Genomic DNA, 25,187 nt, shown 5'->3' on the forward strand with positions numbered 1-25,187 from the left:
ACACACCGAGGGCGCGGCGCCACCTCGACGCCGCGCCCTCGGTGTGCGGTCACTTCGCCACGACGGCCTCGACGGGCTCGCCCAGTTCACGCTGTTCCTCGATCGCCTCGGGAGTGCCCGGCACCTGCGTGCCGCGCAGCGAGACGCCCTTGGTCTCGATGAGGAAGAACGACGCGATCAAGCCGACGGCGCACGCACCGAACATGTAGAACGCCGGAATCATGTTGTTGCCGGTCGCGCTGATGAGCGCCTCGTTGACCACCGGCGCGGTACCACCGAACATCGAGGTGGCGACGTTGTAGCCGATCGCCACACCGGCGAAACGCACGATCGTGGGGAACATCGCGGGGAAGGTGGCCGAGATCGTCGCCAGCTGGGGAGCGTAGAGCAGACCCAGGATCGCGAAGCCGACGATCGCGCCGGTGAGCGAGGACCCGATCAGGTGGTAGACCGGGATCACCGCGATCATCATCGCCGCGCACGAGAACATCCACATCGGTTTGCGCCCGATCCGGTCCGAGAGCGCACCGAGGAACGGCAGGGTGCACAGCATCGCGACCTGGCCGATCAGCGGCACGAGCAACGCATCCGATTCCTCCATGCCGAGCGTGGAACCGAGGTAGGTCGGGGTGTAGCTGAGCAACGAGTAGTTGACGACGTTGAGCGCGATCACCAGGCCGAACAGGGTCAGCACCGGGCGCAGGTACTTCGTCACCAGATCGCGGTAGACACCGGAGACTTCCTCGGTCTCGTCCTTGCGGTCGACCTCGCGGAACACCGGGGTGTCCTCCACCCGGCTGCGCAGGTACATGCCGATCAGGCCGAGCGGACCGGCGATCATGAACGGAATGCGCCAGCCCCACGAATTCATCGACGCGTCGTCGAGCACATTCACCAGCAGCAGGGCGACCAGATTGCCGAGGGTGAAGCCGGCGAGCGTACCGACCTCCAGGAAACTGCCATAGAATCCGCGCTTGCGATCGGGCGCGTATTCGGCCATGAATGTCGCGGCGCCACCGTATTCGCCGCCGGCGGAAAGTCCCTGGATCATGCGCAGCGCGTACAGCAGAATCGGGGCGCCGATGCCGATCATGTCGAAGCTCGGGATAAGACCGACGGCGAGCGTCGATCCGGCCATCAGAATAATCGTGGTGGCGAGTACTCGCTTGCGCCCGATGCGGTCGCCGAGCGGACCCCAGATCATGCCGCCCACCGGCCGGATCAGGAACGATACGGCGAAACCGAGCAGCGTGTAGACCATCCCGGACTCGCCGTCGCCGGGGAACAACGATCTCGCGATATATGTCGCCAGATAGGCATAGACACCGTAGTCGAACCATTCGACCGCATTACCGATCGCCGACGCACCGATAGCCCGGTGCAGCACCGATTTCGATTCCCTGGACATCCACAACACCTCTCGTCGTCGCCTTTCACTAATACCCGACCTCTTTGCGAACAAACGTTACGAGCGCGCGAAGACCCGCCTTTATGGCCTCTATACTGCGAATATGGCGCTGCGACACGGGGTATATCTGCCGCCGTTCGGCGACTTGGCCGACCCGCGAGTGCTGGCCGAGGTCGCGGTCGAGGCCGAGACCGCGGGCTTCGACGGCGTCTTCGTCTGGGACCACGTGGCGCGTCCGCACGACCGCGGTCTCGCCCTCGGCGACGCCTGGATCGGGTCGGCCGCGATCGCCGCCGCGACGACCACAGTGGTGTTCGGTCCGCGCGTGACCCCGCTGTCTCGCCGACGTCCACATGACGTGGCCCGCGAGACCGTCGCTCTGGACCTGCTCAGCAACGGCCGACTCGCCCTCGGCGTCGGACTCGGCTCCGAGGCGACCGGCGAATTCTCCCGCCTCGGCGAGGTGAGCGCTCCCCGCGAGCGAGCGAAGCGGCTCGACGAGGCGCTCACGGTGATCACCGAGCTGTGGTCAGGAGAGGCCGTGCACCCGGCGACCTGAACGGGTTCGAGGTCGTGGTCGCCGCAGCCACCGATCACGACCGCGACGCCTACGAAAAGGCAGGCGCGACTCGGTGGTTGGCCGAACTCCCGATGTCGTGCACGAAGGCAGAGGCGATCACCCGCGTTCGCCGAGGCCCCGGCTGAGGCGGGTCACGCGAGAGCAGCGAGTTTGTTTGCGAGGACGGCCTTTTCGCGTTCGTTGCCGCACCGGCGAATGGCTTCGGCCAGCTCCGCACGAGCGTCGGTGGTGCGGCCGAGTCGGATGAGCAGTTCGCCGCGCACGCTGGGCAGCAGGTGCGAGGTGGACAGGGCGCCGGCCGCGGCGAGCTCGTCGACGATCGGCAAGGCCGCCGCGGGCCCCTCGGCCATCGACACCGCCACCGCCCGGTTCAGGTCAACCACCGGTGAGGGCGCGAGCCTGCCCAGCGCCTCGTACAACACCACCACCCGTTCCCAATCGGTCCGCTCGACCGAGGGCGCGACCGCGTGACATTCGGCGATCGCGGCCTGCAGACCGTAGGCGCCCAGACCACGCCCCACTGCACCGGCTTTCACCAGCGCGGCCCGGCCGCGTCGAATCGCCGAGCGGTCCCAGCGGCGGCGATCCTGCTGTTCGAGCAACACCGGCTCGCCGTCGGGACCGGTGCGAGCGGGGAAGCGCGCCGCGGTCAGCTCGAGTAGCGCGAGCAGGCCGTAGACCTCGGGTTCGGCGGGCATCAGCCGCGAGAGCACGCGGGCCAGCCGCTGTGCTTCCCCCGCGAGATCGAAGCGGATGAGATCGTCGCCGGTGCTGGCCGAAGATCCCTCGGTGAAGATCAGATAGATGACGCCGAGCACCGAACCCAGCCGCGCCCGGCGCTCGGCGGCAGGCGGCACTTCGAACGCGACCTCTGCCGCGCCGAGTGTCTTCTTCGCCCTGGTGATCCTGGCCTGCACGGTCGCGGTGGGCACCAGGCAGGCCTTGGCGATCTCGTCGCTGGTCAGACCACCGACGACGCGCAGCGTCAAGGCCAGACGCGCCTCCCGCGACAGCACCGGGTGACACGAGATGAACATCAACGCGAGCACGTCGTCGTCGATCTGATCGGGATCCCACAGCACGTCCGCCGCCGCACGCACGGGATCGCCACCGGTGTGCGCATCGCCCTCGCCGAGTTCGGCGGCGAGGGCGGTGTAGCGGTCGTCGAGGGCGGCGCGACGACGGAACGCGTCGATCGCACGGCGTCTGCCGACGGTGAGCAACCACCCGGCCGGCTGACGCGGCACGCCTTCACGCGGCCACGTCACCAGTGCCTCTGCCAGCGCTTCCTGGGCCAGATCCTCGGCCATCGCGAAGTCGCGGGTGTAGCGCGCGAGCGCGCCGACGATGCGGGCCGATTCGATCCGCCAGACGGCGGCGACGGCCTCGCGGCCGGTGTGGTCGCTCATCGCGGTTCAGAGCTGGCCGGTGGCTTCACGCCAGGCGCGCTCCTTCTTGATCCAGATGTTGTCCTGCGGGAATTCGTCGATGCTGGTGACCCGACGGATCTCGGTCTTGGTGCCGGGGCCGACATAGGGCATTCGCTTGGCCCACTCGATCGCCTCCTCCTTGGAGGCCACGTTGAGGATGTAGTACCCGCCGAACAGTTCCTTGGTCTCCCCGTAGGGCCCGTCGGTGATCACCGGGGTCTCCGACGAGTAGTCCACGACCACGCCCTGGGCCGCATCGTCGAGCCCCTCGGCGGCGACGAGTACCCCGGCACTGATCAACTCGTCGTTGAACTTGCCCATGGTCTCGAGAATCTCGTTGAAGTCGATATCGGCCATGGCGGCCCAGGCTTCGTCGGTGGCGCGCATGATCAGCATGTACTTCATGGTTTCGTCTCCTCGGATCGGTGGGGACCCGCCTGCCGGGCCCTGCGTTCATCCCTAGGTCGAACGGGCACCACTGCAGATCGACACCCGGCCGAAAATTCTTTTCGCGAGTGTTCGGCAGCCTACGACGAGTGCGGGATGCGCGCGTCGACGACGGACACGAATCCCCGATTCGGATATTCAAGATCGTCCGGCGTGATACAGATCGAAGAGGTTTGTCATGCTGACAGCCACCTAGCGAAGGAGTCACTCGTGAGCGCAGTCCTCGTCGAGCAACGCGAGCATGTGCTCGTTATCGTGCTGAATCGGCCCGAAGCCATGAACTCGGTCAACGCCGAAGTGAGCACAGGGGTCGGCGAGGCGCTCGAGCGAGCCGAGGCCGACCCGCAGATCCGCGCGGTGGTTATTACCGGTGCCGGCGAGAAGGCGTTCTGCGCCGGCGCGGATCTGAAGGCGCTCAGTCGTGGTGAGTCGATTCTCGCCCCGGGACATGAGGATTGGAACCTGGCCGGGTACGTCCGACACGCGATCAGCAAGCCGACCATCGCCGCGGTGAACGGTTTCGCGCTCGGCGGCGGCACCGAACTCGTCCTGGCCAGCGATCTCGCGGTCGCCGCCGAGACCGCCACATTCGGCCTGCCCGAAGTCGCCCGCGGCTTGTTCGCCGCGGCCGGTGGCGCGTTCCGCCTGCCCGAGCAGCTGCCGCGCAAAGTGGCGATGGAGATGATCCTCACCGGCGAGCCGATCACCGCGGCCCGCGCGCTGGAGCTGGGCCTGATCAATCGTGTCGTCCCGGCCGCCGAGGTACTCGACGCGGCGCTGGCACTGGCCGGTCGGATCGCCGAGAACGCGCCGCTGGCGGTGCAGGCGAGTAAGCGGGTGGCGCTGGGCATCCTCGACGGCAAGCTCGCCGACGACGCCGCTTGGGACCAGTCCAACCGCGAGATCATGGCCGTCGCGGTGACCGAGGACATGCGTGAGGGCGCCATCGCTTTCGCGCAGAAGCGCAAGCCGAACTGGCAGGCGCGCTGACCCGATGCGGATCCTGATCCTCGGCGCCTCCGGTTTCGTCGGCAGCGCGCTGCACGCGCACTTCGCCGAGAACCACGAGGTCGTCGGGACCAGCCGGGGCGGGCACGGGCTCGCCCCGGTGGATCTCGCCGACACCGGCGCGGTGCGGACACTGCTCGAGCAGGGGTTCGACGTGGTGATCCACACCGCCGGTGTCGTGGATCTCGCTGCCGCGCAACGCGATCCCGCCGCCGCCTACGCGGCGAACGTCACGCCGATGGTGCCACTGCTCGAGGCCATCGGCGATACCGGCGCCAAACTCGTCTACCTGTCGACCGACAATGTCTTCGACGGCACGGCTGACCATTACGACGAAAGCGCAACGCGCACACCGATCAACGTCTACGGCGAGACCAAGGTGGCCGCCGAGGATCTGGTCCTCGCACACGAGCGCCACCTGATTGTCCGCCTCCCGCTCGTGTACGGGCGCAGCCCGTTGTCGGACAAATTCCTGGCCCGCTTCGCCGCAACCGAGATCCAGGCGCGCACCGACATCGTGTGCAATCCGCTGTACCTGCCGAGCCTTGCGCCCGCGCTCGCGCAGCTCGCCGACGAATCGGGCGTCGTGCACATCGCGGGCGCGGAAACCCTCAGCCGCTACGCTCTCATGACCCGGGTCCGCGACCACCTCGACGCCCCGGCGCGCATCGTGGCAACCGATCGCTTCAGCGCAGCACCGGACTGCCCAAGGCCATTACGCCTGGTCATGCACAGTAATCGGCACAACTTGACCGGCCCGGACGTCGATACCGCCCTCGCTGATCTGCACTGATCCCCTGGCTGGCGTTGACGCTCAACAAGGAGTGAGTGTACAGTCACTCACATGACCAAGCGCGGTGCCACACTCTCCACCTCGGACGTCCGGCGAGACGCAGTTGTCGACGCCGCGATCATCGAGTTCGCCAAGACCGGCTACCACGGCACCCCGATCAACACCGTCGCCGCGCGCGCCGACATCTCCCCCGCTTACGTCTTCAAACTCTTCCCCGGCAAGGTCGCCCTGTTCGTCGCCGCGCTCGATCACTGTTTCGACCTCGTCGAACGCGCGATGTCCACGGGCGCGGCCAACTCCACCGCCGAGGACCCGGCCGGAATCCTGCACGACATGGGCGGCGCCTACGCCGAACTCATCGCCGACAAGAGCCTGCTCATGCTGCAGGTGCACGCCCAATCCGCCACCGACATCCCGGAAATCGCCGACGCGCTGCGCCGCGGCCTGGCCAAGGTGACCACGTTCGTGCAGCGCCGCTCCGGCGGCACCCCCGAACAGATCCAGTACTTCATCGCCTACGGCCAGCTGTGCCACCTCGTCACCACCCTCGGACTCGACGGCAACGACAGCCCTTGGGCCACCGCCCTCACCACCGGTATGCGCCACCCGAAGGCCCACTGACCCCCTCGCTCCAGCCCTTTCAGGTTGGAGCTTTCTTTTCCACCAAGAGTGATTGACCAGTCACACACCATGGAAGGCAGCCTGATGAACACCATTACCGCCACCGAGATCGTCCTGCCCGGGCGAGTGGATCCGAGCGGCCTGCTCGTCACCCGACGCGAACTCCCCGCACCAGGCCCCGGGCGCGCCTTGGTCCGGGTCGATGCCTCCGGAGTGTCCTTCGCCGAGCAGCAGATGCGCCGCGGCAAGTACTTCGACCAGCCGCCCTTCCCCTTCGTCCCCGGCTACGACCTGGTCGGCACGGTGATCGCGGCCGACGACGCGACGCTGATCGGGCAACGAGTCGCCGCGCTCACCAAGACCGGCGGCTGGAGCAGTCACGTCGACCTCGACGCCGCCGACCTGATCCCGGTGCCGGACACGCTGGATGCCGCCGACGCGGAAACCTTTGTCGTGAACGGCATCACCGCCTGGCAGATGCTGCACCGCACGGCCGACGTCCGACCCGGCGACACGATCCTCGTCCACGGCGCCAACGGCGGCGTCGGCTCGACACTGGTCCAATTGGCCAGGGCCGCGGGCATTCACGTGATCGGCACCGCGTCCGCTCGCCATGCCGACGCGGTCTCCGCACTGGGCGCCACCTGGATCGACTACCGCGGCGATGTGCCGCAACAGGTCCGAACTCTCGCACCACAGGGCGTCGATGCCGTCTTCGATCACGTCGGCGGGCCCGGCATCACCGACTCGTTCGACCTGCTCGCCGACGGCGGCACGCTCGTTTCCTACGGAACGGCGGCCACCAAGAACGACGAGGGCGACTCCCGGCTGCCGGTCTTGAAGCTGTTCGCCCGCCTGCTGTGGTGGAACATGCTGCCCAACAAGCGAAGTGCGCACTTCTACAACCTGTGGGCGGGCAAACGCAACCTCACCCGCTTCCGTGCTCGTCTCGCCGAAGATCTCGCCCAGGTCTTCGCGCTCGCCGCCGCGGGCACCGTCACTGCCCAGGTCGCGGCCCGCATCACCCTCACCGATGCCGCCCGAGCGATGGAGCTCGCCGAATCCGGCACCGTCACCGGCAAAGTCGTCCTCGTCAGCGCCTGACCCGCTCACACACTGGAGATCGATCATGTACGTTTCCCAGCCCGTTCGCACCGTCCTCGACAATCGCCCCATCTACCTGAGCTTCGGCCTCGCCTGGCTCGTCGGCCACGGCGCCTTCGCCCTCAGCCATGGTCCGAACCCGCTGCTCGATCTACCGAGTTTCGTGCCGAGCGCGCTCCTCGGCGTCGGCTTGCTGGCGGCCATGATCGTGACCACTGTGGTCTCCATGAGAGCCCAGCGGGGCGCGACGGGACAGGAAGCGGTCGTGGGCAATCTGCTCGGCGCCTCGTGGCTGATCGGTTTCGCGGCACTGTTCTTCCTGATCACGGCGCTCGGTTCCACACTGAGCCCCGATGCCGCCGCGACCCTGTGGCCGACCGGATCCGGGCTGATCGTCGGACTGCTCTACCTGGCGGGCGGTGCCGCCTACCGCGACGTCCTGCAGTACACGCTCGGCGCATGGCTTGCCGTGAGTTCCACGGCCGCACTGTTTCTCGACGGCGCGTACCTGTACTGGGCGCTGGCGCTGGCCGGTGGCGGCAGCTATCTGCTCGCCGCCGCGATCGAGCCGCGCCGGATCGCCGCCGCGGCGGCCTGAGATTTCAGCAACGTGCCCGTCCGGCTTCCGGGCGGGCACGTTCGGCGTTTCAGCTCGATGGCCGCGCGCTGATCGCGGTTCCCATCCATCGGTGCAGGTAGCGGCGCAATTCTTCGTCGGAGCGTGTCGGACTGCCCGGTGACAGGAAGAACGACTGCATCGTGCGCAGGACGTACTCGACGAGTTCGCGCAGGGCGGGCTCGTCGTAACCATGAGCGGCCCAGTCGACATCGAAGCGGCGGATCATGGTCATGCCGAAAGCTTGGGCCTCGTCGGAAGTGATGCTCTCCGGGTGGACGTTGGAGTACGAACTCGACAGCAGAATGCCCAGGTGGGGCGTACGACGGACATCGGTGAGGGTGAAGACGACGGCCTCGGTCATCGCCTCGACGGGGTCAGCGAGGCCACTGACCTGGTTGGTGAGTCGGTCGAGGAAATCGTCGACCGAGGCGATGGCCGCGGCGGTCATGAGCGCGTCGGCGCTGGGGAAATATCGGTAGACCGTCTGGCGGATGACGCCGAGCGATTCGGCCACGTCGGCGATGCTGATCTCCGCACCGGTCCGGCCGATCAGTTCGACTGCCGCGGCGACGATCCGGCGGGTCGCCTCCGCATCGTCCCCCGGCGGACTACCGCCCCACCCACGTCTACGTGCCACCGGGTGGACGCTAGCACAACCCCAGGTCAGAGCGAATTCCGTCAAAGTGATCATACACTCGGCGGCCTCTTCGTATGATTGCTTCAATCAACCGAGTGGCAGACAACGAGGTAACCCCACCGTGACCGATCTTCACGTCCGCAAAATGGACTTCGCGTTCTCCGACTACGACGTGCCGTTCCTGTGGAACCCACAGAACCCGGCGTTCTCGTCGATGGCCAATGCCGTCTCATTCCTGGCGATCGGCTTCGAGAAAATGATCGTGCAGCTGATCACGCAGGCGAAACCGCAGATCACCGACCCCGAGGTAGCCGAGGAGGCCGACGCGTTCATGCGCCAGGAGGGTCAGCATTCCAACGCCCACCGCCAGCATGTGAAGGCGCTGATCCGCCGCTACCCGGGCCTGCAGGAGACCCTCGACGCGGTGATCGGCGAGTTCGACAAGCTCACCGCCGAGACGCCGGTGAAGTACCGCCTCGCCTACACCGCCGACCTCGAGGCGACCTTCACGCCCGTGTTCAAGCTGATGCTCGACAACGACAAGAATCTGTTCGCCCCCGGCGACGATCGTGTCGCCTCACTGTTCATCTGGCATTTCGTCGAAGAAGTCGAGCATCGGAGCTCGGCACTGATCATCTTCAACTCGGTGGTCGACAGCGAGCTGTACCGCATGCGGGTGGCGGCGTCGATCTTCCGGCACGTGCTGCAGGTGATCCGGGTGGCGTGCGAGGGCTTCAACGAGCATGTGCCGCTGGAGGATCGCCAAGTCGACGCGCTGTCGATGTTCGCCAACTACCGCAGGGGCCAGACTCTGCGCCGCTGGCTGCCCTTCCTCCAGCCGGCCGACAACGGGACGATGCCGCGCGCGTTCGACGATCTCGGGCTGGGCGAACAGCTCGTCGCACTGGGCGGCATCATCCGCAGCCAGATGCCGCGCCACAATCCCGCGCACGAGAAGCTGCCCGTGCTCGCCGACCAGTGGTTCCGCCGCTACGACGAGGGCTATGACGTCACCCGTTGGTACACCGCCGATTCCGTCAGCTCGTAGAAGGTATCCCGATGGCTGATCACTGTTCCCCCACCTTCGCCGACCTCGCTCACGAACTCGGCTTCTCCTGCGAGGAAGCGGGCGGTCTCGTCGAATTCCGCAGCCCGTTCGCCCTGGAGAACTGGACCCTGCCGGTCCTCGAACTCACCATCGTCGTCGGCGCGATTCTCGCGCTCTGGTACGCGATCGTGCGCCTGCGCCGCCACGGCGACCCCACCAATCTGGTCCTGTGGTTCGGCGCCACCGCCTATTTGTTCATTATCGAACCGCCCCTGTATTTCCCGGCCGCGTTCGGTATCGAAGACCACATCGACACGATGTTCGCGCACAACGTGTTCACCGTGGACTTCCTCTGGGGCCGCCTACCCCTCTACATCATCGCGATCTATCCGCTGATGGCGACGATGGCGTTCGGCATCGTCCGGATGCTCGGCATCTTCCGTCGATACGGCGTTCTGATCGGCGCCACCTGCGTCGGTTTCGTCCACCACGCCTTCTACGAGATCTTCGATCACCTCGGCCCGCAGCTGCGCTGGTGGGAATGGTCGGTGGACAACCCGATCAATCAGCCGATGTTCGATTCGGTCCCGATGGGCAGCGTCGTGGTATTCGCGGCGCTGTGGCCGATGTCGCTCGCGTTCTGCGTGCAATATTTCGTCGGCCGCCACGTCGACGACGGCAGAAGTTTCTCCGGCATCGAATTGACTTGGCGCACCATCGTCATCGGCCTGCTGGCCTCGCTCGGCACCTTCCTGCTCCCCCTGCCCGCAACCGTCATCGGCTTCAGCAGCGACACCGTACGTGGCGTCGTCTACGCACTGGAGCTGGCCGTCCTCGCCGTGGTCGCCGGATTCGTGATGATCCGCCAGTGGACCCAATTGCGCCAGGGCTCCGCGACCCCCTCGCAGTACACAGATCCGTTCGTCCAACGGTTCGCCACGCTCTATCTCGCCGTCTTCGCGCTCCTCTGGATCGCGTCACTACCCGACTTCTTCGACGCCGTCGACGGTCGGACCAGCAACGGCGATCCCATCGGAAACCTCTGGTACACAGCGGCCTGCTTCGTCATCGCCATCGCATCGGTCGTGGCCACCTTCACCGTGCCACGCGCACAGGCCAGTCCAGAGGCCCCTGTTTCGGCGGCTTCGAACGTGCCCAGCTGATCCAGCACCAGCGGTGCGAGGGCCAACCGGCATTAAAGGCGATGATGTCGGCGCGCAGTACAGGCGCCGACATCATCGCCTTTGACTCAACCGGCGAATTCCGCGACAACCGGGATGAACAGGATGATCAGGTTGCCGTCGGAATCGTGATCCCCGACTATCGTCCGATGCCACAAGCGGTAGGACCGATTGCCCGGCAATATGTTTCAGGAGCTGCCACGATCGCTGTCGGCACCTGCCACTATCGTCAAAAGGCGTGGATGCGATCACCGATGCCCAATTCACTCTTCTACTCACCGAACTGCACCCATTGCGGGTCAGCGGTTACAGCTCGAGCGAGATCGAGGACGAATGGGACCGTTTGGGTTGGCAGCGAGGCGATTCCATCTCGGCGCTGATCCCGGGCACCGACTTCCGAGGCCGCATCGAGCCCGCGCCGGGTCCGATGCGCAGCACGTGGACTACCCAGTTCACCGTCCCCCTCGGCAAGAGCAGTCCTGAACAGTTCCGCCACCTCCATGATCTGATGATCGCGACATGGGGTCCGCCGTCGTGGTACTGCGGGCTGAGCAATCTCGAGGTCGCGTGGGTCGACGGGGAAACGCTGCGCAAGTTCGACCTGTCCGAGCACGGAACACTGGATCTGACCGTCTGCGCGGTCGAAGGTGACAACCACCGGCGGATGCACTGGTACGAAAACCCGCACGAGTACCTGGAATCCATCGGCGAGGACGACATGGACCTCACCGATGAAAACGATCTGGCCTACTCGGTGGCCGACGATTACGAGTTCTCCCACCTGTGGTCCGCGGGCGGGAGCCCCGGATATCAGAAATGGCGGATCGAGACACCCAAACAGCTGCGCGGAGTGCTCACCGAACTGCTTGCCGGCGTCCACATGGCAATGCGCGCGGTCGGCCGCGGGACCGACGACCTGCGCCTCGAATTCAGCAATAGCCTGCTACCCGCACGTCCAGTCGTCGAGTTGGACGGCGAGGAGATCCGGTTGTGGGTGAGCCGGCCCGAACTCACCGCCGACCACTCGACCGCGCACGGGCTCGTCGACAGCGCACAGGGTCCTGCTCTGCGCCGGTGGCCGGCGACGCCCGAACAGGCCCGCGTGGCGGCCACCGCCACCGTCGTTGTCCTGCACGACCTCGGAATCGCCGACGACATGCTGCACATCATGGTTTCCGGCGAACCACTTGCGGTCGAAGGATTCTCGATGGACATGTACCTCGAATTCGTGGACCGGTACGCACAGGACTGACCCCGTACGGGACTCCCCCACTAATTCGGTTCAGGATGCCTTCGGACCACTGAGGCTCGACGAGCCGACGCTCAGCAGTTGCAGGATGTTCTGGAAGAAGTCGCACCCGCCCGGCGCGCCGATGGGGAACTCGACGCACCCAGCGACTGGGGCAACCTGTTCGGTGGCGGCCTGGGCGGTAGCCAGCGGCGCCGACATCAGCGCACCGGCCAGTGTGGCCGCAGCCAGTGATCGTCTCATCGAAATCCCTTACTGCTCTTAGCTTTCGAACTGTCCCACTGCTCCGAGCAGCGAAGGTCACGCTATTGCGGCATCACCTGAGCCACTAGCCCCCGGTTCCGTGGCCAACGGATCCGGGGGCACATGTTTTCGACTGCACCGATGAATTTTGGATGGATCCGTCGTCGATACAGCTGGAAACACCCACAGCGGTGGGCCTGTACCGGGACCGTTCCCGTGCGGGCGGAGATACAGGAAGCAGTGATGGGCGTCGACGATTCCGAACAGGGGCACACGATCCGGACGAGCGGCCCCAGGGTGCTGGTGGCCGGGGCGAGCATCGCCGGGCCCGCGCTGGCCCACTGGTTGAGCCGGTGGGGAGCCGAGGTGACTGTGGTGGAGCGGGCGCCCGCCTTGCGTCCAGGAGGGCAGGCCGTAGATGCGCGCGGGGTAGCCAAGGAGGTCATCCAGCGCATGGGACTGGACGCGTCGGTCCGCGCGGCGCGCACCGAGACCGCCGGCGCATACACCGTGGACGCCGACGGAAATGTAATGGATACCTTCCGTGCCGACGACCACGGTGGCGACGGATACATCGCCGAGATCGAGATCCTGCGCGGGGACCTGTCCCAGGTGCTCTACGACGACACTCGCGACGGCGTCGAGTACATCTTCGGCGACCGCATCACTGAACTCACCCAGGACGCGGACGGGGCCGACGTGGCATTCGCCGGCGGCGACCAGCGACGCTTCGACCTGGTGGTCGGGGCGGACGGACTGCATTCGCAGCTACGAGCGATGGTCTTCGGGCCGCACGAGCGGTTCGTTCGCCATCTCGGGCACATGCTGGCCTTCTACAGCGTGCCCAACGAGTTCGGGCTGGACCGATGGCTGATCGACTTCCAGGAGTCCGGTCGCTCGGCCGGGCTGCGGCCCATCCAGGACGCCACCCGGGCGATGGCCATGTTCTCCTTTCCTTCACGAGACTTCGACGTCGACTACCGCGACGTCGCAGCCCAGAAGCGCCTGCTGCGTGAGCGAATGGCCGACCTGGGCTGGCTGACCCCGAACATCCTCGCGCACTTGGACGACACACCGGACTTCTACCTCGACGAGGTCGCGCAGGTGGTGATGGACCGCTGGTCGAACGGGCGGGTGGCGCTGCTGGGGGACGCGGCGTTCAGCTCTTCGCCGCTGTCCGGGGCGGGCACCGGGCTGGCCCTGGTCGGCGCGTACGTTCTGGCCGGAGAGCTGGCCGCCGTCAGCTGGGAGCCCGAAGCCGGGTTCGCCGCCTACGAGAAGCGAATGCGCTCGTTCGTCGAGGCCAACCAGGAGATCGGCCGGTTGCACGCGCGCACCCGCGACCTTCCGGGACCAGATCCCGAGCCGACCCCCGATTTCGACAGTGAATGGTTCACCGAACTGATCGAGCGTGCGATCAACGGCGTCGAGCTACCCGACTACACAGGCGTGCCGCACTCCGCGGCCCCGACCGAGCCGCCGATCACCTCGTCGGCCAAGCCTTAGGTGTCACACGACATGACGAACGGTCCGACACTCCGACAGGACACAGTCGGACCACGTCTGCTCATGCCGACTTCAGGGCGTTGTCTGGGTCCGGGAATGATTGTGCTCATGACCGAATGGCAACTGCATGTGCCCCTGGCTGAGCTGCGAAGGTCCATCGACTTGCTCATGGATCATGTCGAGGCTGCCACCGACGGCGACACTATCCGCTTGGACCAGGACTACTTCTGGTCGATTCCGCAAGATGCGCTGTACGACGTCAACCACACTCCGGCCGATCTGACGCTGGGCCAACTCTCGTGGTCGTGGGAGCATCTGACGGATCTACTGGCCGATCCGGATCGAGCGATCGGATACCACCTGGTTTGGCTCTCGGAGGTCCTGCGGGCAATTGGCCAGAAGGTCGACTGACTTGCCGCACTGCTTTGCCGCGAGCCCCGCGACCCCGAGGGCCGCGCGGTACCAGCCGACGAACACACTCAACTGCCGCTGATCGCGCGGTCACGAACGTCCGCATCTGCCGATTTGCGTGTGGTGCCGGAGTCTCCGAGCCGGCGGTGACCGGCTCGGAACGCCGGATCAGACGCGGGTCATCGTGGAGGAGTACCCGCCGCCGCCGGGATAGACCCATTCGCCGGTGACGGTTACCCCCGCCGGATCGAAGGTGCCCCGGTAGTAGGCGGGACTGTCCTTGGCACCAGCCCAGATGGTGAGGGTGTCCCCGGTCAAGTCGTAGACGTAGTCGAAGCTGCGTCCGACGGAGTCGTAATACCGCGAGACCACATCTGGCCCGGTCGGTTCGCCGAACGGGCGCAAATTGCCGATTACTTCCATGCCGGTAACAGGTTGGCCGTCCTGGGCCAGATCGATGTGCTGGAGCAGAAAGAACCGGCCCGCCATCCATTCGTACCGGACTGTTCCTTGCGCGCCACCGCTGACTCGCCAGGTGCCAACCAAGCGGTCTAACGCGCGCAGCTCGGGAGTGGGCTGCGGCCGGGTCTCAATCATCTCGTTCTCCTCGGTAGTGGTGTGCGTTCGTTGCTACCTCGGAGCCGCAGGGCGGTTCCCGACGCCAACACATGTGATCTGAATCACTGCCGGGTGGTGTCGAGATCCCGCGGTCGGCTCCGAGGTAGCAGCGAAAACCCCGATCGAGGAAGGAACACAAGGATGACCCTCACTGCTGACGCTTCCACTACCCGACACACCACGGGACGGGTGTCCGACCGTCTGCTGATCGCCGGCGTGGCCGCCGGACCGCTGTTCTTCGCTTCGGCGATCACTCAGATGCTCACTCGTGACGGCTTCGACATAACCCGGCATCCGATCAGCCAACTCGCCACCGGAGACCTCGCCTGGATCCAGATCGCGACCTTCGCGATCGCCGGTGCGGGCGCGCTGGCGCTGGCCGTGGGCCTGGGCCGCACCATGTCAGCGGGGACCGGCAGGCTTGCATTGCCGATCCTGGTAGGAGTGTTCGGGGCGGGGCTGATCGCAGCCGGGGTGTTCACCATGGACCCCGAAAATGGCTTCCCGGCTGGAACTCCGGATGAGCCGGCAGCACAGATGTCTTGGCACAGTATCGCCCATTCAGCCGCTGCCGCAGCGGCTTTCACCGCGCTGGCTATCGCAGCTCTCGTGCTGAGCGTGCGGTACGCCCGCCGCCGGGCGGCGTTGCCCGCGGTAGCGAGCGGGTTGGCCGGGCTCGTTCTGCTGATACCGATCTCGCCCGAGTACATGAGCATCCAGATCGCGGTCAACGGCCTGGTCGCGTTCACCTGGACCACCGCGCTGGCGATCTCCCGGCGCCGCGTCGCCTGACCGATCGCCCCGCGATACCGTCACCACAACCACCTATCGGGAGGACAGAACATGAAATATCTACTGCTCGGCTACACCCCCGCGACCGACTGGGACGCTGAAAATGCCGACAGCCCCTCGGCGGAAGCTTTGGCCGCTTTCGCCACCTATCAGCAGCTCGAGCAAGAACTGATCGCCTCCGGGGAATTGGTCGCCACCGAGGGTCTGGGCCATCCGGTGGTGAGCACCACTATTCGCAAGACCGCCGACGGCGTGATCGCCACCGACGGACCCTTCGCCGAATTGAAGGAGGTTCTGGCCAGCTTCGCTGTCATCGATGTCGCAGGCCACGAGCGCGCTGTCGAGATCACCTCCCGAATCGTCGAGGCCCTCGGCGAACCGATCGAGATCCGCCCGATCATGGGTGCGGAGTTCACCGCGTGACCCCCGCGATCGAGGACCTGCTGAGAGCCGAAGCACCGCAGGTCCTCGGGGCTGTGGTGCGCCGATTCGGGCACTTCGACATCGCCGAAGAGGCGGTGCAGGAGGCGCTGCTGAGCGCGACGCGGTCGTGGCCGGTCGATGGTATTCCGGACAACCCACGCAGCCGCCTCATCCGGATCGCTTACCGGCGGATGATCGATATGCTGCGTGCGGAGCAGGCCCGCCGCCGCCGGGAAATCCACGCGGCGGCCAAGGCCGAGCCGCTGCAGACCGCGCACCCCTCGAATGTCGACGACAGCTTGACCCTGCTGTTGCTGTGTTGTCATCCCGCGCTCAGCCACACCGCCCAAGTAGCCTTGACGCTGCGTGCAGTCGGTGGACTCACAACGGCCGAAATCGCGCACGCCTACGGCACGACCGAAGCCACCATGAGCAGACGGATCAGCCGCGCCAAACAACAACTCGCCAAAGCCGGGGCACGGTTCACCCCACCGGTCGACGCCGACCGCGACAGGCGCTCGGCCGCGGTCCGGCGTGTCCTCTACCTCATCTTCAACGAGGGCTACACCGCCACCACCGGCGGCGAACTGACCCGGGTAGACCTCACCGCCGAAGCCGTCCGGCTGACCAGAATGCTGCTCGACACCGGCCCCAGCGACGCCGAGACGACTGGCTTGCTCGCGCTGATGCTCCTTACCGAATCCCGCCGCGCGGCACGCACGCACGCCGGAGAACTGGTGCCCCTGGACGAGCAGGATCCCGCTCGCTGGAACCGCGATTTGATCGTGGAAGGCACCGCACTCATCGACAGCGTCTGGAATCGCGGACCGGCAGGCCCCTACCAAATCCAGGCCGCCATCGCCGCGCTGCACGCCGCAGGCGAGCCGGGCGGGACCGACTGGCCCCAGATCGCACTGCTCTATCTGTGGCTCGAACGACTCACCCCGACCCCGTCCGTTCAACTCGCGCGGGTCGTGGCCGTCGCCCGCGCACACGGCCCCGCGCGCGGGCTGGCGCTGCTCGACGACCTCAACCGACACCACAACCTGGATTGCAATCCACTCACCCGGCAGCGTGAACACGCTGTTCGCGCTCATCTTCTCCAGCTAACCGGCGACCGCGGCCCCGCGGCCCGGCTTTTCCGCCAAGCCGCCGACCTCACCAGTAACCAGGTCGAACAACGGTACCTACGCGCTAAAGCCGATCACCTCGACTGACTGCAGTGTGCTCAGGTGAAACCACCAGACGGACGCCGCACGTAATGCGAACGCATCCGCCCATGCTTATGGCGCATGCACTCTCATGCCGATTACCGTATAGATGTCGAGCGATGCCGGGTGACGGGAGGGCGAAGTCTGGTGATGGTCCGGGTTGCGAGTCCTGCGCCGCGCATCAGCCATTTGAAAGCCGTGGTCGAAGGCCCCGGTACGATTCCGGCCAGTTGAACTCCGTCGAGCAGGTCGTAGAGCGTTTCGCCTTCGTACATCAGGTGTTCGGCGTTGAAGTGATACCGGTCCACGGCGGTGCACTGGATGAACGCGCCGTTGCCAGGGATCGCGGGGGCGTCCGCTCCGTAGGGATGAAGCTTCAGCGGCCCGACGATGTGACCACTTCCGTAGTAGCGCACGACCATTCTGACCTCACCGTCCGGTGACAGGTCGATGTAGCACTGTCCGGGTATCGGGTCGTAGCGCCAGTCGGGGATGGCATCGAAGAACGCGAAGTTGTAGGCCACGAATTCGTCGAGGCCGACCATGGTCGCGCCGAGAGTCGTCACATCCTTGTACCTGAGATCGTGTGTGTAGAGCTCGTGGTTGTGGCTCATATCCCGGGTCTGCCAGCTCCACCAGTACTTCTTCGCCCAGTCGAGGGTCCAGGCGATATCGAGGCCGTGGTCGGCATAGAACTCGATCTTCTTCTCGTATTCGTCGAACCACGTCTGCGTCATGACGGTCAACGCGGCCTCATCGAGAACTTCGACCGGCTCGGCGCGGTTCGTCAGCACTGTCGGTATCGGCTGCGTCAGGCGCGGCTGTCGCAGCGACAGTTGGAACTGCTCGTCGGTGAACATCACCCTCTCCATCCGGAAGCAGATGCTTCCTGATGAATAATCGTTGTTGTAAAGTGTTGCCGTGTCAAGGAGTTACGGAGGGCAGACGGCTGAGAGCCGCGCCGCCGACCGACGGGCGCGGCTGATCGATGTGGGTGTCGAAATAGTTGGCACGCAAGGTGTTTCCGCCCTGGGCATGAGGTCCGTCTGCCGGGCGGCGGGCCTGAGTCAGCGGTTCTTCTACGAGAGCTTCGCCGACACAGACGTGCTGCTGCACGCGGTGTACCGGGCGGCGCTGTCTCGCCTACAACAAGCTGTTGCGCAAGGGGTGGCATCCGAGGACCTGCACGCGGTGTTCGAGGCCGCCGCCCGCCTGATGGAGGCCGATCCTCGTGTCTGCCGCATCCTGTTGGTCGAGCCGGTGGCGGATGTGCGACTGCGGGGCTATGTGCGAGAAACCATTCCGGCTATCGCGACAGCCGCACTGGGTGATCGGATCGTGGGTTCCCCTGACGATCCCAGTGTCCGCATGCACTTTTCGGCACTCTTCGGCGCCTTGATTTCACTGTTCGTCGAGTGGACGGAAGGCAGTCTCGGCACCGACCGGAATGCCTTCGCCAGCCATGTGACTACCGTCGCGACACAACTCATAAGCGAGATCAGCTCAGCCGAAACAAAGCGCCGATCATGACGCGAGCCTCGTAGATCGCAAGATGGGCGTGTCTCGCGGGCTGGGCGTCTCAGCTGAACGTCCGCTCGCGGGCGCTTATTGCGCAGTCACGAACGTCCACATCTGCCGAATTTCATGCTTAGTGGTCGACATTGAGCCCTCGCCCAAGGAGTTGGCCGACGGCTCGACATGAACACCCGCTCCCGAGGGCGCAGCACCTCACATTCCGGGCAACGTCTGTACTCACCCGAAACAGGATCCGACCAGGGCACACCCGGAACGATGAATCGTGTGGTGGTTCCACAAACGGGAACGCCTCCGGGCGGAGCCGCAGCATGCGCGAGCGGCTCGCCCTCCCTGACGAATCGCACACCGGCATACAGGTTGTCCGGGTCATCGCTGCCCTCGTCCACCGCGTGATAGATAACCGAGTAGACCGCCTCGTACTCCACACACACCGAGCCTATTCGCGAACGCAGCTATCTGCCGATGCATCCACCTTGCGGGATGGGCGAGTGCTGGATACGTTAATGCCGTGATTCTTTCAACTGAGAAGGGCGTCGTGCGCCTCGGGCGGTGATCCCCGTAAGAGCCCAGACACCCTACGCGCGCCGTCGCGCGGGTATTGGGCGGATCGACCGCGACCGGAAGCGCGTGCAGCGCAGGCGTTTGACAGCCATCAGCGAGATCGGGTTCGAATATCGGCCAGGACCGCCCGGACGTACCGACGTCCACCGGATCATGCCCCACATCGACACCATCCCTCTGACCGATCTCATCGATACCTTCGAAATCTGCGCTGGTATGGAGCCTGCGGGTGACGCGTATGGAGGCCTTGTTCCCCTATTCTTCCGGTTCGCGTCGGCGACCGACCACTTCCACGGTTCCTCTTCCCTCAGGGGAGAGAAGACCCCCGTACTTGCCTGCAGTTGCGGGGAATTGGGCTGCTGGCCGCTGCTGACGCGCATAAGCCTCACCGGCGACCTCGTCGTGTGGGACTGCTTCGAACAGCCCTATCGCACCACTCGTGACTACACCGCATTCGGCCCATTCCTGTTCGACCGCGATCAGTACGACAATGCTGTCCAGGTTCTCGACGCCGCAGTCACCGCCCACGACACGCCCGAGTCGCAGCGGACCGTTGGGCAAGCGCATCACCGAGACCGCTCTTGAGAACACCCTGTTTGCCACTCCCGTGCGGTTCGTCCGGCCGGACCGAGGCTCGGCCCGACGCACGATACCCGCAGCTCACCAGTCTCGCCCGGCGATCAGTTCCTCGGAATCCGCCTCCGTGAACCCGTAAGCCGAGGCGATCAAGCAGAAGTCGGCGGCGATCGATTCGCGCGCGACCGTCTCGATTTCGCTACCGGCCGCCTCGAACTCGGCCTGCAAGTCGTTGAACTCCGCCGTCGCTGCTCGGGTAAGCACGTACAGGGTCGCCAGATCAGATGGCCGCTCCGACTCGATCGTCTCGCACAGCCGATGCAAGACCGCCCTGCACTGGTCGAGCACGGCATCGGGATAGTAGGGGTCCTCGTACATCTCTCGCAGGAACGCATGCCCTGCGGTCTGGTGGTTTGTGATCGGCATGGCACTTCTCCGTCTCTCGGCGTGACGCGTCGATCATGTATGACACCACCGACAGTTGCGCGGTCACCGCCGCCCTCTGACCCCGCTGCCCGAACTGACCACGAAGTGTCAGCGACGTGCGCATACGGACGAAGCGCACCTGGCTGCTCACAGCTGCTGACCCCAATCGGGCTGACCAGGTGAACCCGACGTCCCGCCGAAGTACCGTTCCGGCGGGGGCGTTCTCCCCGACTACTGGAGGAGTTTGGCCCGCAGTGCGTCGACGACCTCAGGGCGCAGGCCCAGACCGTCGCGCAGGTACTTGTCGACGGTGCCGTAGTCCGAGTTCAGCTGGGCGATGCCCGCCTCCAGATAGGTGCGGTCCACCACGAGGAACGGGCGGTAGACGGCCGCCGCCTGGGGTCCGCGGGTCGCCGAAATCTGGGCGATCGTAGCCTCGATCGAGGCTGCGGAGTACTCGTTGGTGAGCAGGTAGTCGTTCATGCTCGTGTCCGCGTCGACGCCGACCAGGCTCTGCAGCAGGTACGCCGTCCAGCCGGTGCGGTCTTTGCCCGCGGTGCAATGGATCACGACCGGACCCGGCTGCTCGGCGATGCGAGTCAGACTCTGCGCCAAGCCTTCTCGGGCTGCGGCATCGGTGACGAACATCCGGTTGGCGGTGCGAAGCAATTCGGCTGCCTGCTCGGGACTGGTGATACCGCCCGGGATCTGGCTGACATCGCCGGCCAGGATCGGAATGTTGACATACGACGCGCCCGGCGGGACCCGGTCGGGAGCCTTGGCGATCTCCGAAGCATTGCGCATGTCGATCACATCGGCGATGCCGAGCCCCTTGACCGCCGCCAAGTCGGCGTCGCCGAACGTCAACGCGTTGGACCGGTAGACCGCGCCCTTGCGCACGCGGTGACTGCCCTGTGCCACGTATCCCGCACCGGTGCCCGCTATGTCGCGGAAGTTGTCGGCGCCGGCCAAGCGCGGCGCGTCGGCGGCGACAGGCTGTTGCGGGTTCGCGGCGGTGCAGGAAATCGCGGCGAACAGGCCGCAGCACAGCGCGAGAGCCACGATGGCACGGCGAATAGTTCTGAACATCTGGGGCTCCTCATCGAGAACCGATCAAGCGATTGGTCATACGAGGTAACCACTCAGTAGACATTGAGTCCAGCGAATCGGTGGGTAACGTTCGGTAAACGGAGTAGTCGTCTGAACGACAGGCCGTGCCCGATCGGCCTTTCGGAGAACAGAAATCCGGTGCGAGTCGGCCGTCGACTCGCACCGGATTTCGTTGTCTACCAAGTTACTTCAGCTCTGATCTGGTTCTGATGTACTGCCTACAGAACCGCAGACGGACTCGATACCGATCAGTTGCGGCAGCATCCCGCTGCCTTGTTCCTTCGCGGGCGGCCGTGTTAGCGCGCCATGAAGCTGTCGAGCTGACGTGCGTGCTCACGAACAGTGGCGCTCCATTCGAACTCGCCGCCGTCGCCCGACAACGGACTTGAACGAACCTGCACGTCTTGCATCCCGCCCGTTCCGCCGTCGGCCAGAGCAGCCCAAGACATTGTGATGCCAGCCCGCTCGGCAATGACCAACAGCGTGGCGAGAAACCCGTCAGACAACGCCTGCACAACAGCATTACCAGTACGGCCACGCCAGGCTAGAACGGTCGCCAAAAACACTTCCAGCACAACAGGAGTGACCTCACACGCGTCCGATTCCATCGGGCCGATCCCTGAGGAAACACCGAGTTCCTCCTCGAAGAATCCCACCTGGTTCAAGAACAGCCGTGAAGCGCCGTTCGAGGGATTCCACAGTGTGGTCCCGTCCAGCTCGTAGTACTGACTCATCCGACCGCCTGTCTGCCACTGAACAACTCATGGTCTATCCAATTCGAAGCCGCTCACGGCAACAACTGGGCCGTACACGATCCCAGATTGCCGCACAGTCGTCTCGACTCGGACGTCCGCTTGCCGCGACTCGCGCGTTCGCGAACGCACTGGTCTGCCGAATATCGGATGTGCAGCCGATGTCATTGTCCTGCAGCTGACTACGAGAACGGAAGGATTCTCACCGCTGTGCCCTCACCAGGGCACTCCTCCAGCGTCGTCGAAGAATCCGCCGGTCGGTCCGTCATCGGGCAGGGTCGCGAGGTGAATCGCGATCGCCGCCCCCTGCTGCGGTGTACGGACCCCGCGCAAGCCGTTGAGGTCAGTGGCGGTGAAACCGGGGCAGCCGGAGTTGATCAGGATGTTGGTGTCGCTCAGTTCCTTGACGTATTGGAGAGTGACGGCATTGAGGAAGGTCTTCGACGCCGAGTACGCAGCGGGGACCGGGCCCATGTCGATGCCGGGCGTGGTCTGCAGGGCGAGCGAACCCACGCTACTGGACATGTTGACGATTCGCGGTGAGGCCGAGCCGCGCAGCATGGGCAGCATCGCGTTGGTGACCCGGATGACGCCGATCACGTTGGTTTCCACGACAGCTCGCACGGTCGCAGGATCGACCGCCGTGGGTGTCTGTGGCATACCGCCGGTGATCGCGGCATTGTTGACCAAGACGTCGAGCCCTCCGGCATAGTCGGCGATCAGCTCGGCCGCGGCAGCGACACTCACGTCGTCGTCCACGTCGAGCGGCACGCCGAACGCGTCGGTCCCCGCCGCGCACAGTTTCTCCACCGCAATCTCGCGGCGGTGTCGATCCCTCGCGCCCACCCCGATTCGCCAGCCAAGCGCGCCCAGACCTACCGCGATCTCGTATCCGATTCCTTTGTTCGCGCCGGTCACCAGCGCGATCGTCGGTTCACTCATGCCGTTGATCATGTTGCGAACTCGGGTGGGGCGTCCAAGACCGATCGGGTGGGCGACGATACCGCACGGGTATCGGTAGTGGTGAGCGCCGGATACGATCACCCGGTGGAGACGCGGGAGTTGCGATACTTCGTCGCGGTCGCCGAGGAGTTGCACTTCGGGCGGGCGGCACAACGGCTCGCGATGGCGCAACCGCCGCTCTCGCGGGCGATCCAGCAACTCGAACGGCGACTCGGAGTCGTTCTGCTGCACCGCAATACTCGCGCGATCACGTTGACCGAGGCCGGGTCGGTGCTGCTGCGGGAGGCCCGGATCGCTCTCGAAGCGGTCGAAGCCGCCGAGCGCCGCACCCGCCGCGCCGCTGCCGACCTGCCCGGTGTCGTGCTGGCCACCAAGGCGGGCGCCTCGCGCGAACTGTTGTCGAAGCTGCTGGACGCCTACGCCGCCGATCCCTGCGCTGTCGCAGTCGAGGTGGTGCTCTGCGGACCCGGCGAACCGGAGAGACTGCTACGCAACGGGAGTGCCGACGTTGCTCTGCTCCACCGGCCCTACGACACCACAACCGGATTCGACACCGAGGACTTGCACACCGAACAGCAGATCGTCGTCCTACCCGCGGGACATCCTCTCGCCATCCGACCCCACCTATCGATGGCCGAGGTCGACGCCCTGACCGACCTGCCGCTGCCGCGCTGGCCTCGACCGGATGGAAGTTATCCAGACGGCCCCGGACCACAGGTTCGCGACCACACCCAGTTGACCCAGCTGATCACACTCGGACGGGCCTGCGCGGTTATGCCTGAGTCGCTCCGCGCCCAGCTACGCGACGATCACGCCATCGTGCCGGTGCCGGACGCACCGGCCGTGACGACCGTCATCGCCTGGCCACCACAGAGCAGATCCAAAACCGTCGCCGCACTGGTCCGTACGGCGACACGCCTTTAGCGATAGCAGCCGCAAATTCCGCCTGTTACACGGTCACGAACGTCCACATCTGCCGATTTCAGTGCGGACTGCGGCGCGCGTGCCAGACGGATCGCGACGCTTCGAGCAATGATCTTTCAGGGAAGCGATTCACCAGACTGCCAAGTGATCGGAGAGGGCACCCTCGATTCTGCCGTTATCCGCGCATCATCAACCGAACGGTGCGGCCCGGAATCAGGCCAGAATGACGCATCGTTGCGGAGGGCTTTGAAAGACACGTAGTAGGCATGCCCGGCCGAATCAAGGAACGGCTCCTCATCTTCCGCGAGTGTGCCCGCGTCTCGGGCCACCTCGTACCAGAGGTCGTAATCGAGACGGACGACTAACACCGGCATGAGAACGACGTCGTCATACAACCACGAACCCGTAGCTACGATCTCCCTGCCGTCCATGATGACCAGATGCTACGCAGGGCTTGAGAGACACTCGATTCGGCGCCTGGCCAATGCCCTATTGCCGCCTCTCGTGCAGTTCAGCCCGGCCGGACGAAGGCTAAGCCGAACGCACCTAAATGCCGATGATCGGGCTGGCCCCCGATACACCGCAGGAACTCCGTACAGCGCGAAGCATTCCGGAGCTCCCGCGCGACGCCGTAAATTGGAGGACATACCCGGCTGATTCTGCTTCAGTGGCCAGGTGATCAAGATGCAGGCTGTCGTCGAGGTACCGAACTTCGACTTCGAGCCGCCACAACCATGGCCGGTCTCCTCGGCCGACCCCTATTCATGGGTGCCGATCAATGGTGGTTGCTCAGACGCTGAAGTTGGTTTGTTCGTCAGCGGGCTAACTCTTGGGCTAGAGGTCGCGGAACCGGGTGACCGAGAGGATGTCGTGGCGAACCTCCTGGCCGCGGAGACCCTCTTCCAACCTGGGGGGGTGGCCGTCTAAGCCCGCCCCGCAAAAGACTCTGGTCCGCGTGCTGGTGATGTGCAGCGGAACACCCGGACCTGCCTCATGCCGCTGTTCGAATC

At 65.3% G+C, this 25,187-nt stretch carries 29 protein-coding genes; 17 read left to right on the forward strand and 12 right to left on the reverse strand.

The annotated features are described in order from the left end of the window. Positions 1 to 49 precede the first annotated feature (49 nt). Positions 50 to 1,408: an MFS transporter gene (locus tag ASD42_RS15410; RefSeq protein ID WP_056817143.1), complete on the reverse strand. Its 1,359-nt coding sequence runs from the start codon at positions 1,406 to 1,408 to the stop codon at positions 50 to 52. Positions 1,409 to 1,511: 103 nt separating this feature from the next. On the opposite strand from ASD42_RS15410, the gene ASD42_RS15415 reads away from it, so the two are divergent. Further along, the gene (locus ASD42_RS15415) at positions 1,512 to 1,967 is read left to right on the forward strand and encodes an LLM class flavin-dependent oxidoreductase (RefSeq protein WP_056817145.1); all 456 of its coding nucleotides are present in this window, start codon (positions 1,512 to 1,514) and stop codon (positions 1,965 to 1,967) included. A gap of 152 nt (positions 1,968 to 2,119) precedes the next feature. Here the strand turns inward: ASD42_RS15415 and ASD42_RS15420 are convergent, their stop codons facing one another. Continuing rightward, a complete protein-coding gene (locus tag ASD42_RS15420; RefSeq protein WP_056817147.1) occupies positions 2,120 to 3,397 on the reverse strand; it encodes an RNA polymerase sigma factor in 1,278 nt (425 codons plus the stop codon). Between the two features lie 6 nt (positions 3,398 to 3,403). Then, positions 3,404 to 3,823 carry a YciI family protein gene (locus tag ASD42_RS15425; protein WP_056817150.1) on the reverse strand — a complete coding sequence of 140 codons (420 nt, stop codon included), beginning with the start codon at positions 3,821 to 3,823 and terminating at the stop codon, positions 3,404 to 3,406. A 252-nt stretch (positions 3,824 to 4,075) separates the two neighbouring features. Between ASD42_RS15425 and ASD42_RS15430 the strand changes: the two genes are divergently transcribed. From ASD42_RS15430 to ASD42_RS15450, 5 genes are all read left to right on the forward strand, one after another. Next, entirely contained in the window at positions 4,076 to 4,855 is a 780-nt protein-coding gene (locus ASD42_RS15430; protein WP_056817153.1) for a crotonase/enoyl-CoA hydratase family protein, read from the forward strand. Positions 4,856 to 4,859: 4 nt separating this feature from the next. After that, a complete protein-coding gene (locus ASD42_RS15435; RefSeq protein ID WP_056817156.1) occupies positions 4,860 to 5,666 on the forward strand; it encodes an SDR family oxidoreductase in 807 nt (268 codons plus the stop codon). Between the two features lie 51 nt (positions 5,667 to 5,717). Further along, a complete protein-coding gene (locus ASD42_RS15440; protein ID WP_056817159.1) occupies positions 5,718 to 6,287 on the forward strand; it encodes a TetR/AcrR family transcriptional regulator in 570 nt (189 codons plus the stop codon). A gap of 84 nt (positions 6,288 to 6,371) precedes the next feature. Next, on the forward strand, positions 6,372 to 7,391 hold the full coding sequence (locus ASD42_RS15445) for a medium chain dehydrogenase/reductase family protein (RefSeq protein ID WP_056817313.1): 1,020 nt from the start codon (positions 6,372 to 6,374) through the stop codon (positions 7,389 to 7,391). 25 nt (positions 7,392 to 7,416) lie between these two features. Continuing rightward, positions 7,417 to 7,989 (forward strand): hypothetical protein, encoded by a 573-nt coding sequence (locus ASD42_RS15450; RefSeq protein ID WP_056817162.1) that lies wholly within the window; start codon positions 7,417 to 7,419, stop codon positions 7,987 to 7,989. 49 nt (positions 7,990 to 8,038) lie between these two features. Here the strand turns inward: ASD42_RS15450 and ASD42_RS15455 are convergent, their stop codons facing one another. Then, the gene (locus tag ASD42_RS15455; protein ID WP_056817315.1) at positions 8,039 to 8,647 is read right to left on the reverse strand and encodes a TetR/AcrR family transcriptional regulator; all 609 of its coding nucleotides are present in this window, start codon (positions 8,645 to 8,647) and stop codon (positions 8,039 to 8,041) included. A gap of 121 nt (positions 8,648 to 8,768) precedes the next feature. Between ASD42_RS15455 and ASD42_RS15460 the strand changes: the two genes are divergently transcribed. The 3 genes from ASD42_RS15460 (at position 8,769) to ASD42_RS15470 (ending at position 12,128) form a co-directional block, all read left to right on the forward strand. Then, complete coding sequence (locus ASD42_RS15460) at positions 8,769 to 9,695, forward strand: metal-dependent hydrolase (RefSeq protein ID WP_056817164.1); 927 nt, start codon at positions 8,769 to 8,771, stop codon at positions 9,693 to 9,695. An 11-nt stretch (positions 9,696 to 9,706) separates the two neighbouring features. Continuing rightward, a complete protein-coding gene (locus tag ASD42_RS15465) occupies positions 9,707 to 10,858 on the forward strand; it encodes a hypothetical protein (RefSeq protein WP_056817166.1) in 1,152 nt (383 codons plus the stop codon). A gap of 256 nt (positions 10,859 to 11,114) precedes the next feature. Next, positions 11,115 to 12,128 carry a hypothetical protein gene (locus ASD42_RS15470; protein ID WP_056817169.1) on the forward strand — a complete coding sequence of 338 codons (1,014 nt, stop codon included), beginning with the start codon at positions 11,115 to 11,117 and terminating at the stop codon, positions 12,126 to 12,128. Between the two features lie 30 nt (positions 12,129 to 12,158). On the opposite strand, the gene ASD42_RS15475 is transcribed toward ASD42_RS15470, so the two are convergent. Continuing rightward, on the reverse strand, positions 12,159 to 12,368 hold the full coding sequence (locus tag ASD42_RS15475) for a hypothetical protein (protein ID WP_056817171.1): 210 nt from the start codon (positions 12,366 to 12,368) through the stop codon (positions 12,159 to 12,161). Positions 12,369 to 12,611: 243 nt separating this feature from the next. Here ASD42_RS15475 and ASD42_RS15480 point away from each other — a divergent pair, with 243 nt between their 5' ends. Together ASD42_RS15480 and ASD42_RS15485 are read left to right on the forward strand one after the other, a co-directional pair. After that, on the forward strand, positions 12,612 to 13,874 hold the full coding sequence (locus ASD42_RS15480) for an FAD-dependent monooxygenase (RefSeq protein WP_056817172.1): 1,263 nt from the start codon (positions 12,612 to 12,614) through the stop codon (positions 13,872 to 13,874). A 108-nt stretch (positions 13,875 to 13,982) separates the two neighbouring features. Continuing rightward, positions 13,983 to 14,285, forward strand: coding sequence for a hypothetical protein (locus ASD42_RS15485; RefSeq protein WP_063893652.1), 303 nt, complete (start codon positions 13,983 to 13,985; stop codon positions 14,283 to 14,285). A gap of 168 nt (positions 14,286 to 14,453) precedes the next feature. Here ASD42_RS15485 and ASD42_RS15490 read toward each other — a convergent pair whose 3' ends face one another. After that, on the reverse strand, positions 14,454 to 14,882 hold the full coding sequence (locus ASD42_RS15490) for a hypothetical protein (RefSeq protein WP_056817177.1): 429 nt from the start codon (positions 14,880 to 14,882) through the stop codon (positions 14,454 to 14,456). Between the two features lie 162 nt (positions 14,883 to 15,044). On the opposite strand from ASD42_RS15490, the gene ASD42_RS15495 reads away from it, so the two are divergent. The 3 genes from ASD42_RS15495 to ASD42_RS15505 are packed head-to-tail and all read left to right on the forward strand — an operon-like array spanning position 15,045 to position 17,335. Beyond that, entirely contained in the window at positions 15,045 to 15,695 is a 651-nt protein-coding gene (locus tag ASD42_RS15495) for a DUF998 domain-containing protein (RefSeq protein WP_056817181.1), read from the forward strand. 51 nt (positions 15,696 to 15,746) lie between these two features. Then, entirely contained in the window at positions 15,747 to 16,118 is a 372-nt protein-coding gene (locus ASD42_RS15500; RefSeq protein ID WP_056817183.1) for a YciI family protein, read from the forward strand. Then, a complete protein-coding gene (locus ASD42_RS15505; RefSeq protein WP_056817184.1) occupies positions 16,115 to 17,335 on the forward strand; it encodes an RNA polymerase sigma factor in 1,221 nt (406 codons plus the stop codon). Before ASD42_RS15500 ends, ASD42_RS15505 begins: the two co-directional genes overlap by 4 nt. 92 nt (positions 17,336 to 17,427) lie before the next feature. Here ASD42_RS15505 and ASD42_RS15510 read toward each other — a convergent pair whose 3' ends face one another. Then, positions 17,428 to 18,189, reverse strand: coding sequence for a hypothetical protein (locus ASD42_RS15510; protein WP_056817317.1), 762 nt, complete (start codon positions 18,187 to 18,189; stop codon positions 17,428 to 17,430). A 61-nt stretch (positions 18,190 to 18,250) separates the two neighbouring features. Here ASD42_RS15510 and ASD42_RS15515 point away from each other — a divergent pair, with 61 nt between their 5' ends. Then, positions 18,251 to 18,859: a TetR/AcrR family transcriptional regulator gene (locus ASD42_RS15515; protein ID WP_084787158.1), complete on the forward strand. Its 609-nt coding sequence runs from the start codon at positions 18,251 to 18,253 to the stop codon at positions 18,857 to 18,859. A 648-nt stretch (positions 18,860 to 19,507) separates the two neighbouring features. Next, a complete protein-coding gene (locus ASD42_RS15520; protein ID WP_218019075.1) occupies positions 19,508 to 20,011 on the forward strand; it encodes a hypothetical protein in 504 nt (167 codons plus the stop codon). 75 nt (positions 20,012 to 20,086) lie between these two features. Here ASD42_RS15520 and ASD42_RS15525 read toward each other — a convergent pair whose 3' ends face one another. The 4 genes from ASD42_RS15525 to ASD42_RS15540 form a co-directional block, all read right to left on the reverse strand. After that, complete coding sequence (locus ASD42_RS15525) at positions 20,087 to 20,428, reverse strand: DUF5713 family protein (protein WP_056817189.1); 342 nt, start codon at positions 20,426 to 20,428, stop codon at positions 20,087 to 20,089. 231 nt (positions 20,429 to 20,659) lie between these two features. Next, a complete protein-coding gene (locus tag ASD42_RS15530) occupies positions 20,660 to 21,517 on the reverse strand; it encodes a tyrosine-protein phosphatase (RefSeq protein ID WP_056817192.1) in 858 nt (285 codons plus the stop codon). A gap of 317 nt (positions 21,518 to 21,834) precedes the next feature. Next, a complete protein-coding gene (locus ASD42_RS15535) occupies positions 21,835 to 22,272 on the reverse strand; it encodes a DUF6086 family protein (RefSeq protein ID WP_056817196.1) in 438 nt (145 codons plus the stop codon). A 234-nt stretch (positions 22,273 to 22,506) separates the two neighbouring features. Continuing rightward, entirely contained in the window at positions 22,507 to 23,232 is a 726-nt protein-coding gene (locus ASD42_RS15540; RefSeq protein WP_056817321.1) for an SDR family NAD(P)-dependent oxidoreductase, read from the reverse strand. Between the two features lie 105 nt (positions 23,233 to 23,337). Between ASD42_RS15540 and ASD42_RS15545 the strand changes: the two genes are divergently transcribed. Beyond that, the gene (locus tag ASD42_RS15545; protein WP_056817324.1) at positions 23,338 to 24,177 is read left to right on the forward strand and encodes a LysR family transcriptional regulator; all 840 of its coding nucleotides are present in this window, start codon (positions 23,338 to 23,340) and stop codon (positions 24,175 to 24,177) included. Positions 24,178 to 24,293: 116 nt separating this feature from the next. Here ASD42_RS15545 and ASD42_RS15550 read toward each other — a convergent pair whose 3' ends face one another. Further along, positions 24,294 to 24,608 carry a hypothetical protein gene (locus ASD42_RS15550; protein ID WP_056817199.1) on the reverse strand — a complete coding sequence of 105 codons (315 nt, stop codon included), beginning with the start codon at positions 24,606 to 24,608 and terminating at the stop codon, positions 24,294 to 24,296. Between the last annotated feature and the right edge of the window lie 579 nt (positions 24,609 to 25,187).

Source organism: Nocardia sp. Root136, assembly GCF_001427185.1.
Classification (GTDB): domain Bacteria; phylum Actinomycetota; class Actinomycetes; order Mycobacteriales; family Mycobacteriaceae; genus Nocardia; species Nocardia salmonicida.

Coding starts and splice junctions, on each gene's coding strand:
- ASD42_RS15410 (WP_056817143.1), bottom strand. CDS start 1,408: ATGTCCAGGGAATCGAAATCGGTGCTGCACCGGGCTATCGGTGCGTCG.
- ASD42_RS15415 (WP_056817145.1), top strand. CDS start 1,512: ATGGCGCTGCGACACGGGGTATATCTGCCGCCGTTCGGCGACTTGGCC.
- ASD42_RS15420 (WP_056817147.1), bottom strand. CDS start 3,397: ATGAGCGACCACACCGGCCGCGAGGCCGTCGCCGCCGTCTGGCGGATC.
- ASD42_RS15425 (WP_056817150.1), bottom strand. CDS start 3,823: ATGAAGTACATGCTGATCATGCGCGCCACCGACGAAGCCTGGGCCGCC.
- ASD42_RS15435 (WP_056817156.1), top strand. CDS start 4,860: ATGCGGATCCTGATCCTCGGCGCCTCCGGTTTCGTCGGCAGCGCGCTG.
- ASD42_RS15440 (WP_056817159.1), top strand. CDS start 5,718: ATGACCAAGCGCGGTGCCACACTCTCCACCTCGGACGTCCGGCGAGAC.
- ASD42_RS15445 (WP_056817313.1), top strand. CDS start 6,372: ATGAACACCATTACCGCCACCGAGATCGTCCTGCCCGGGCGAGTGGAT.
- ASD42_RS15450 (WP_056817162.1), top strand. CDS start 7,417: ATGTACGTTTCCCAGCCCGTTCGCACCGTCCTCGACAATCGCCCCATC.
- ASD42_RS15465 (WP_056817166.1), top strand. CDS start 9,707: ATGGCTGATCACTGTTCCCCCACCTTCGCCGACCTCGCTCACGAACTC.
- ASD42_RS15475 (WP_056817171.1), bottom strand. CDS start 12,368: ATGAGACGATCACTGGCTGCGGCCACACTGGCCGGTGCGCTGATGTCG.
- ASD42_RS15480 (WP_056817172.1), top strand. CDS start 12,612: ATGGGCGTCGACGATTCCGAACAGGGGCACACGATCCGGACGAGCGGC.
- ASD42_RS15485 (WP_063893652.1), top strand. CDS start 13,983: ATGACCGAATGGCAACTGCATGTGCCCCTGGCTGAGCTGCGAAGGTCC.
- ASD42_RS15490 (WP_056817177.1), bottom strand. CDS start 14,882: ATGATTGAGACCCGGCCGCAGCCCACTCCCGAGCTGCGCGCGTTAGAC.
- ASD42_RS15495 (WP_056817181.1), top strand. CDS start 15,045: ATGACCCTCACTGCTGACGCTTCCACTACCCGACACACCACGGGACGG.
- ASD42_RS15500 (WP_056817183.1), top strand. CDS start 15,747: ATGAAATATCTACTGCTCGGCTACACCCCCGCGACCGACTGGGACGCT.
- ASD42_RS15510 (WP_056817317.1), bottom strand. CDS start 18,189: ATGTTCACCGACGAGCAGTTCCAACTGTCGCTGCGACAGCCGCGCCTG.
- ASD42_RS15525 (WP_056817189.1), bottom strand. CDS start 20,428: ATGCCGATCACAAACCACCAGACCGCAGGGCATGCGTTCCTGCGAGAG.
- ASD42_RS15530 (WP_056817192.1), bottom strand. CDS start 21,517: ATGTTCAGAACTATTCGCCGTGCCATCGTGGCTCTCGCGCTGTGCTGC.
- ASD42_RS15535 (WP_056817196.1), bottom strand. CDS start 22,272: ATGAGTCAGTACTACGAGCTGGACGGGACCACACTGTGGAATCCCTCG.
- ASD42_RS15540 (WP_056817321.1), bottom strand. CDS start 23,232: ATGAGTGAACCGACGATCGCGCTGGTGACCGGCGCGAACAAAGGAATC.
- ASD42_RS15550 (WP_056817199.1), bottom strand. CDS start 24,608: ATGGACGGCAGGGAGATCGTAGCTACGGGTTCGTGGTTGTATGACGAC.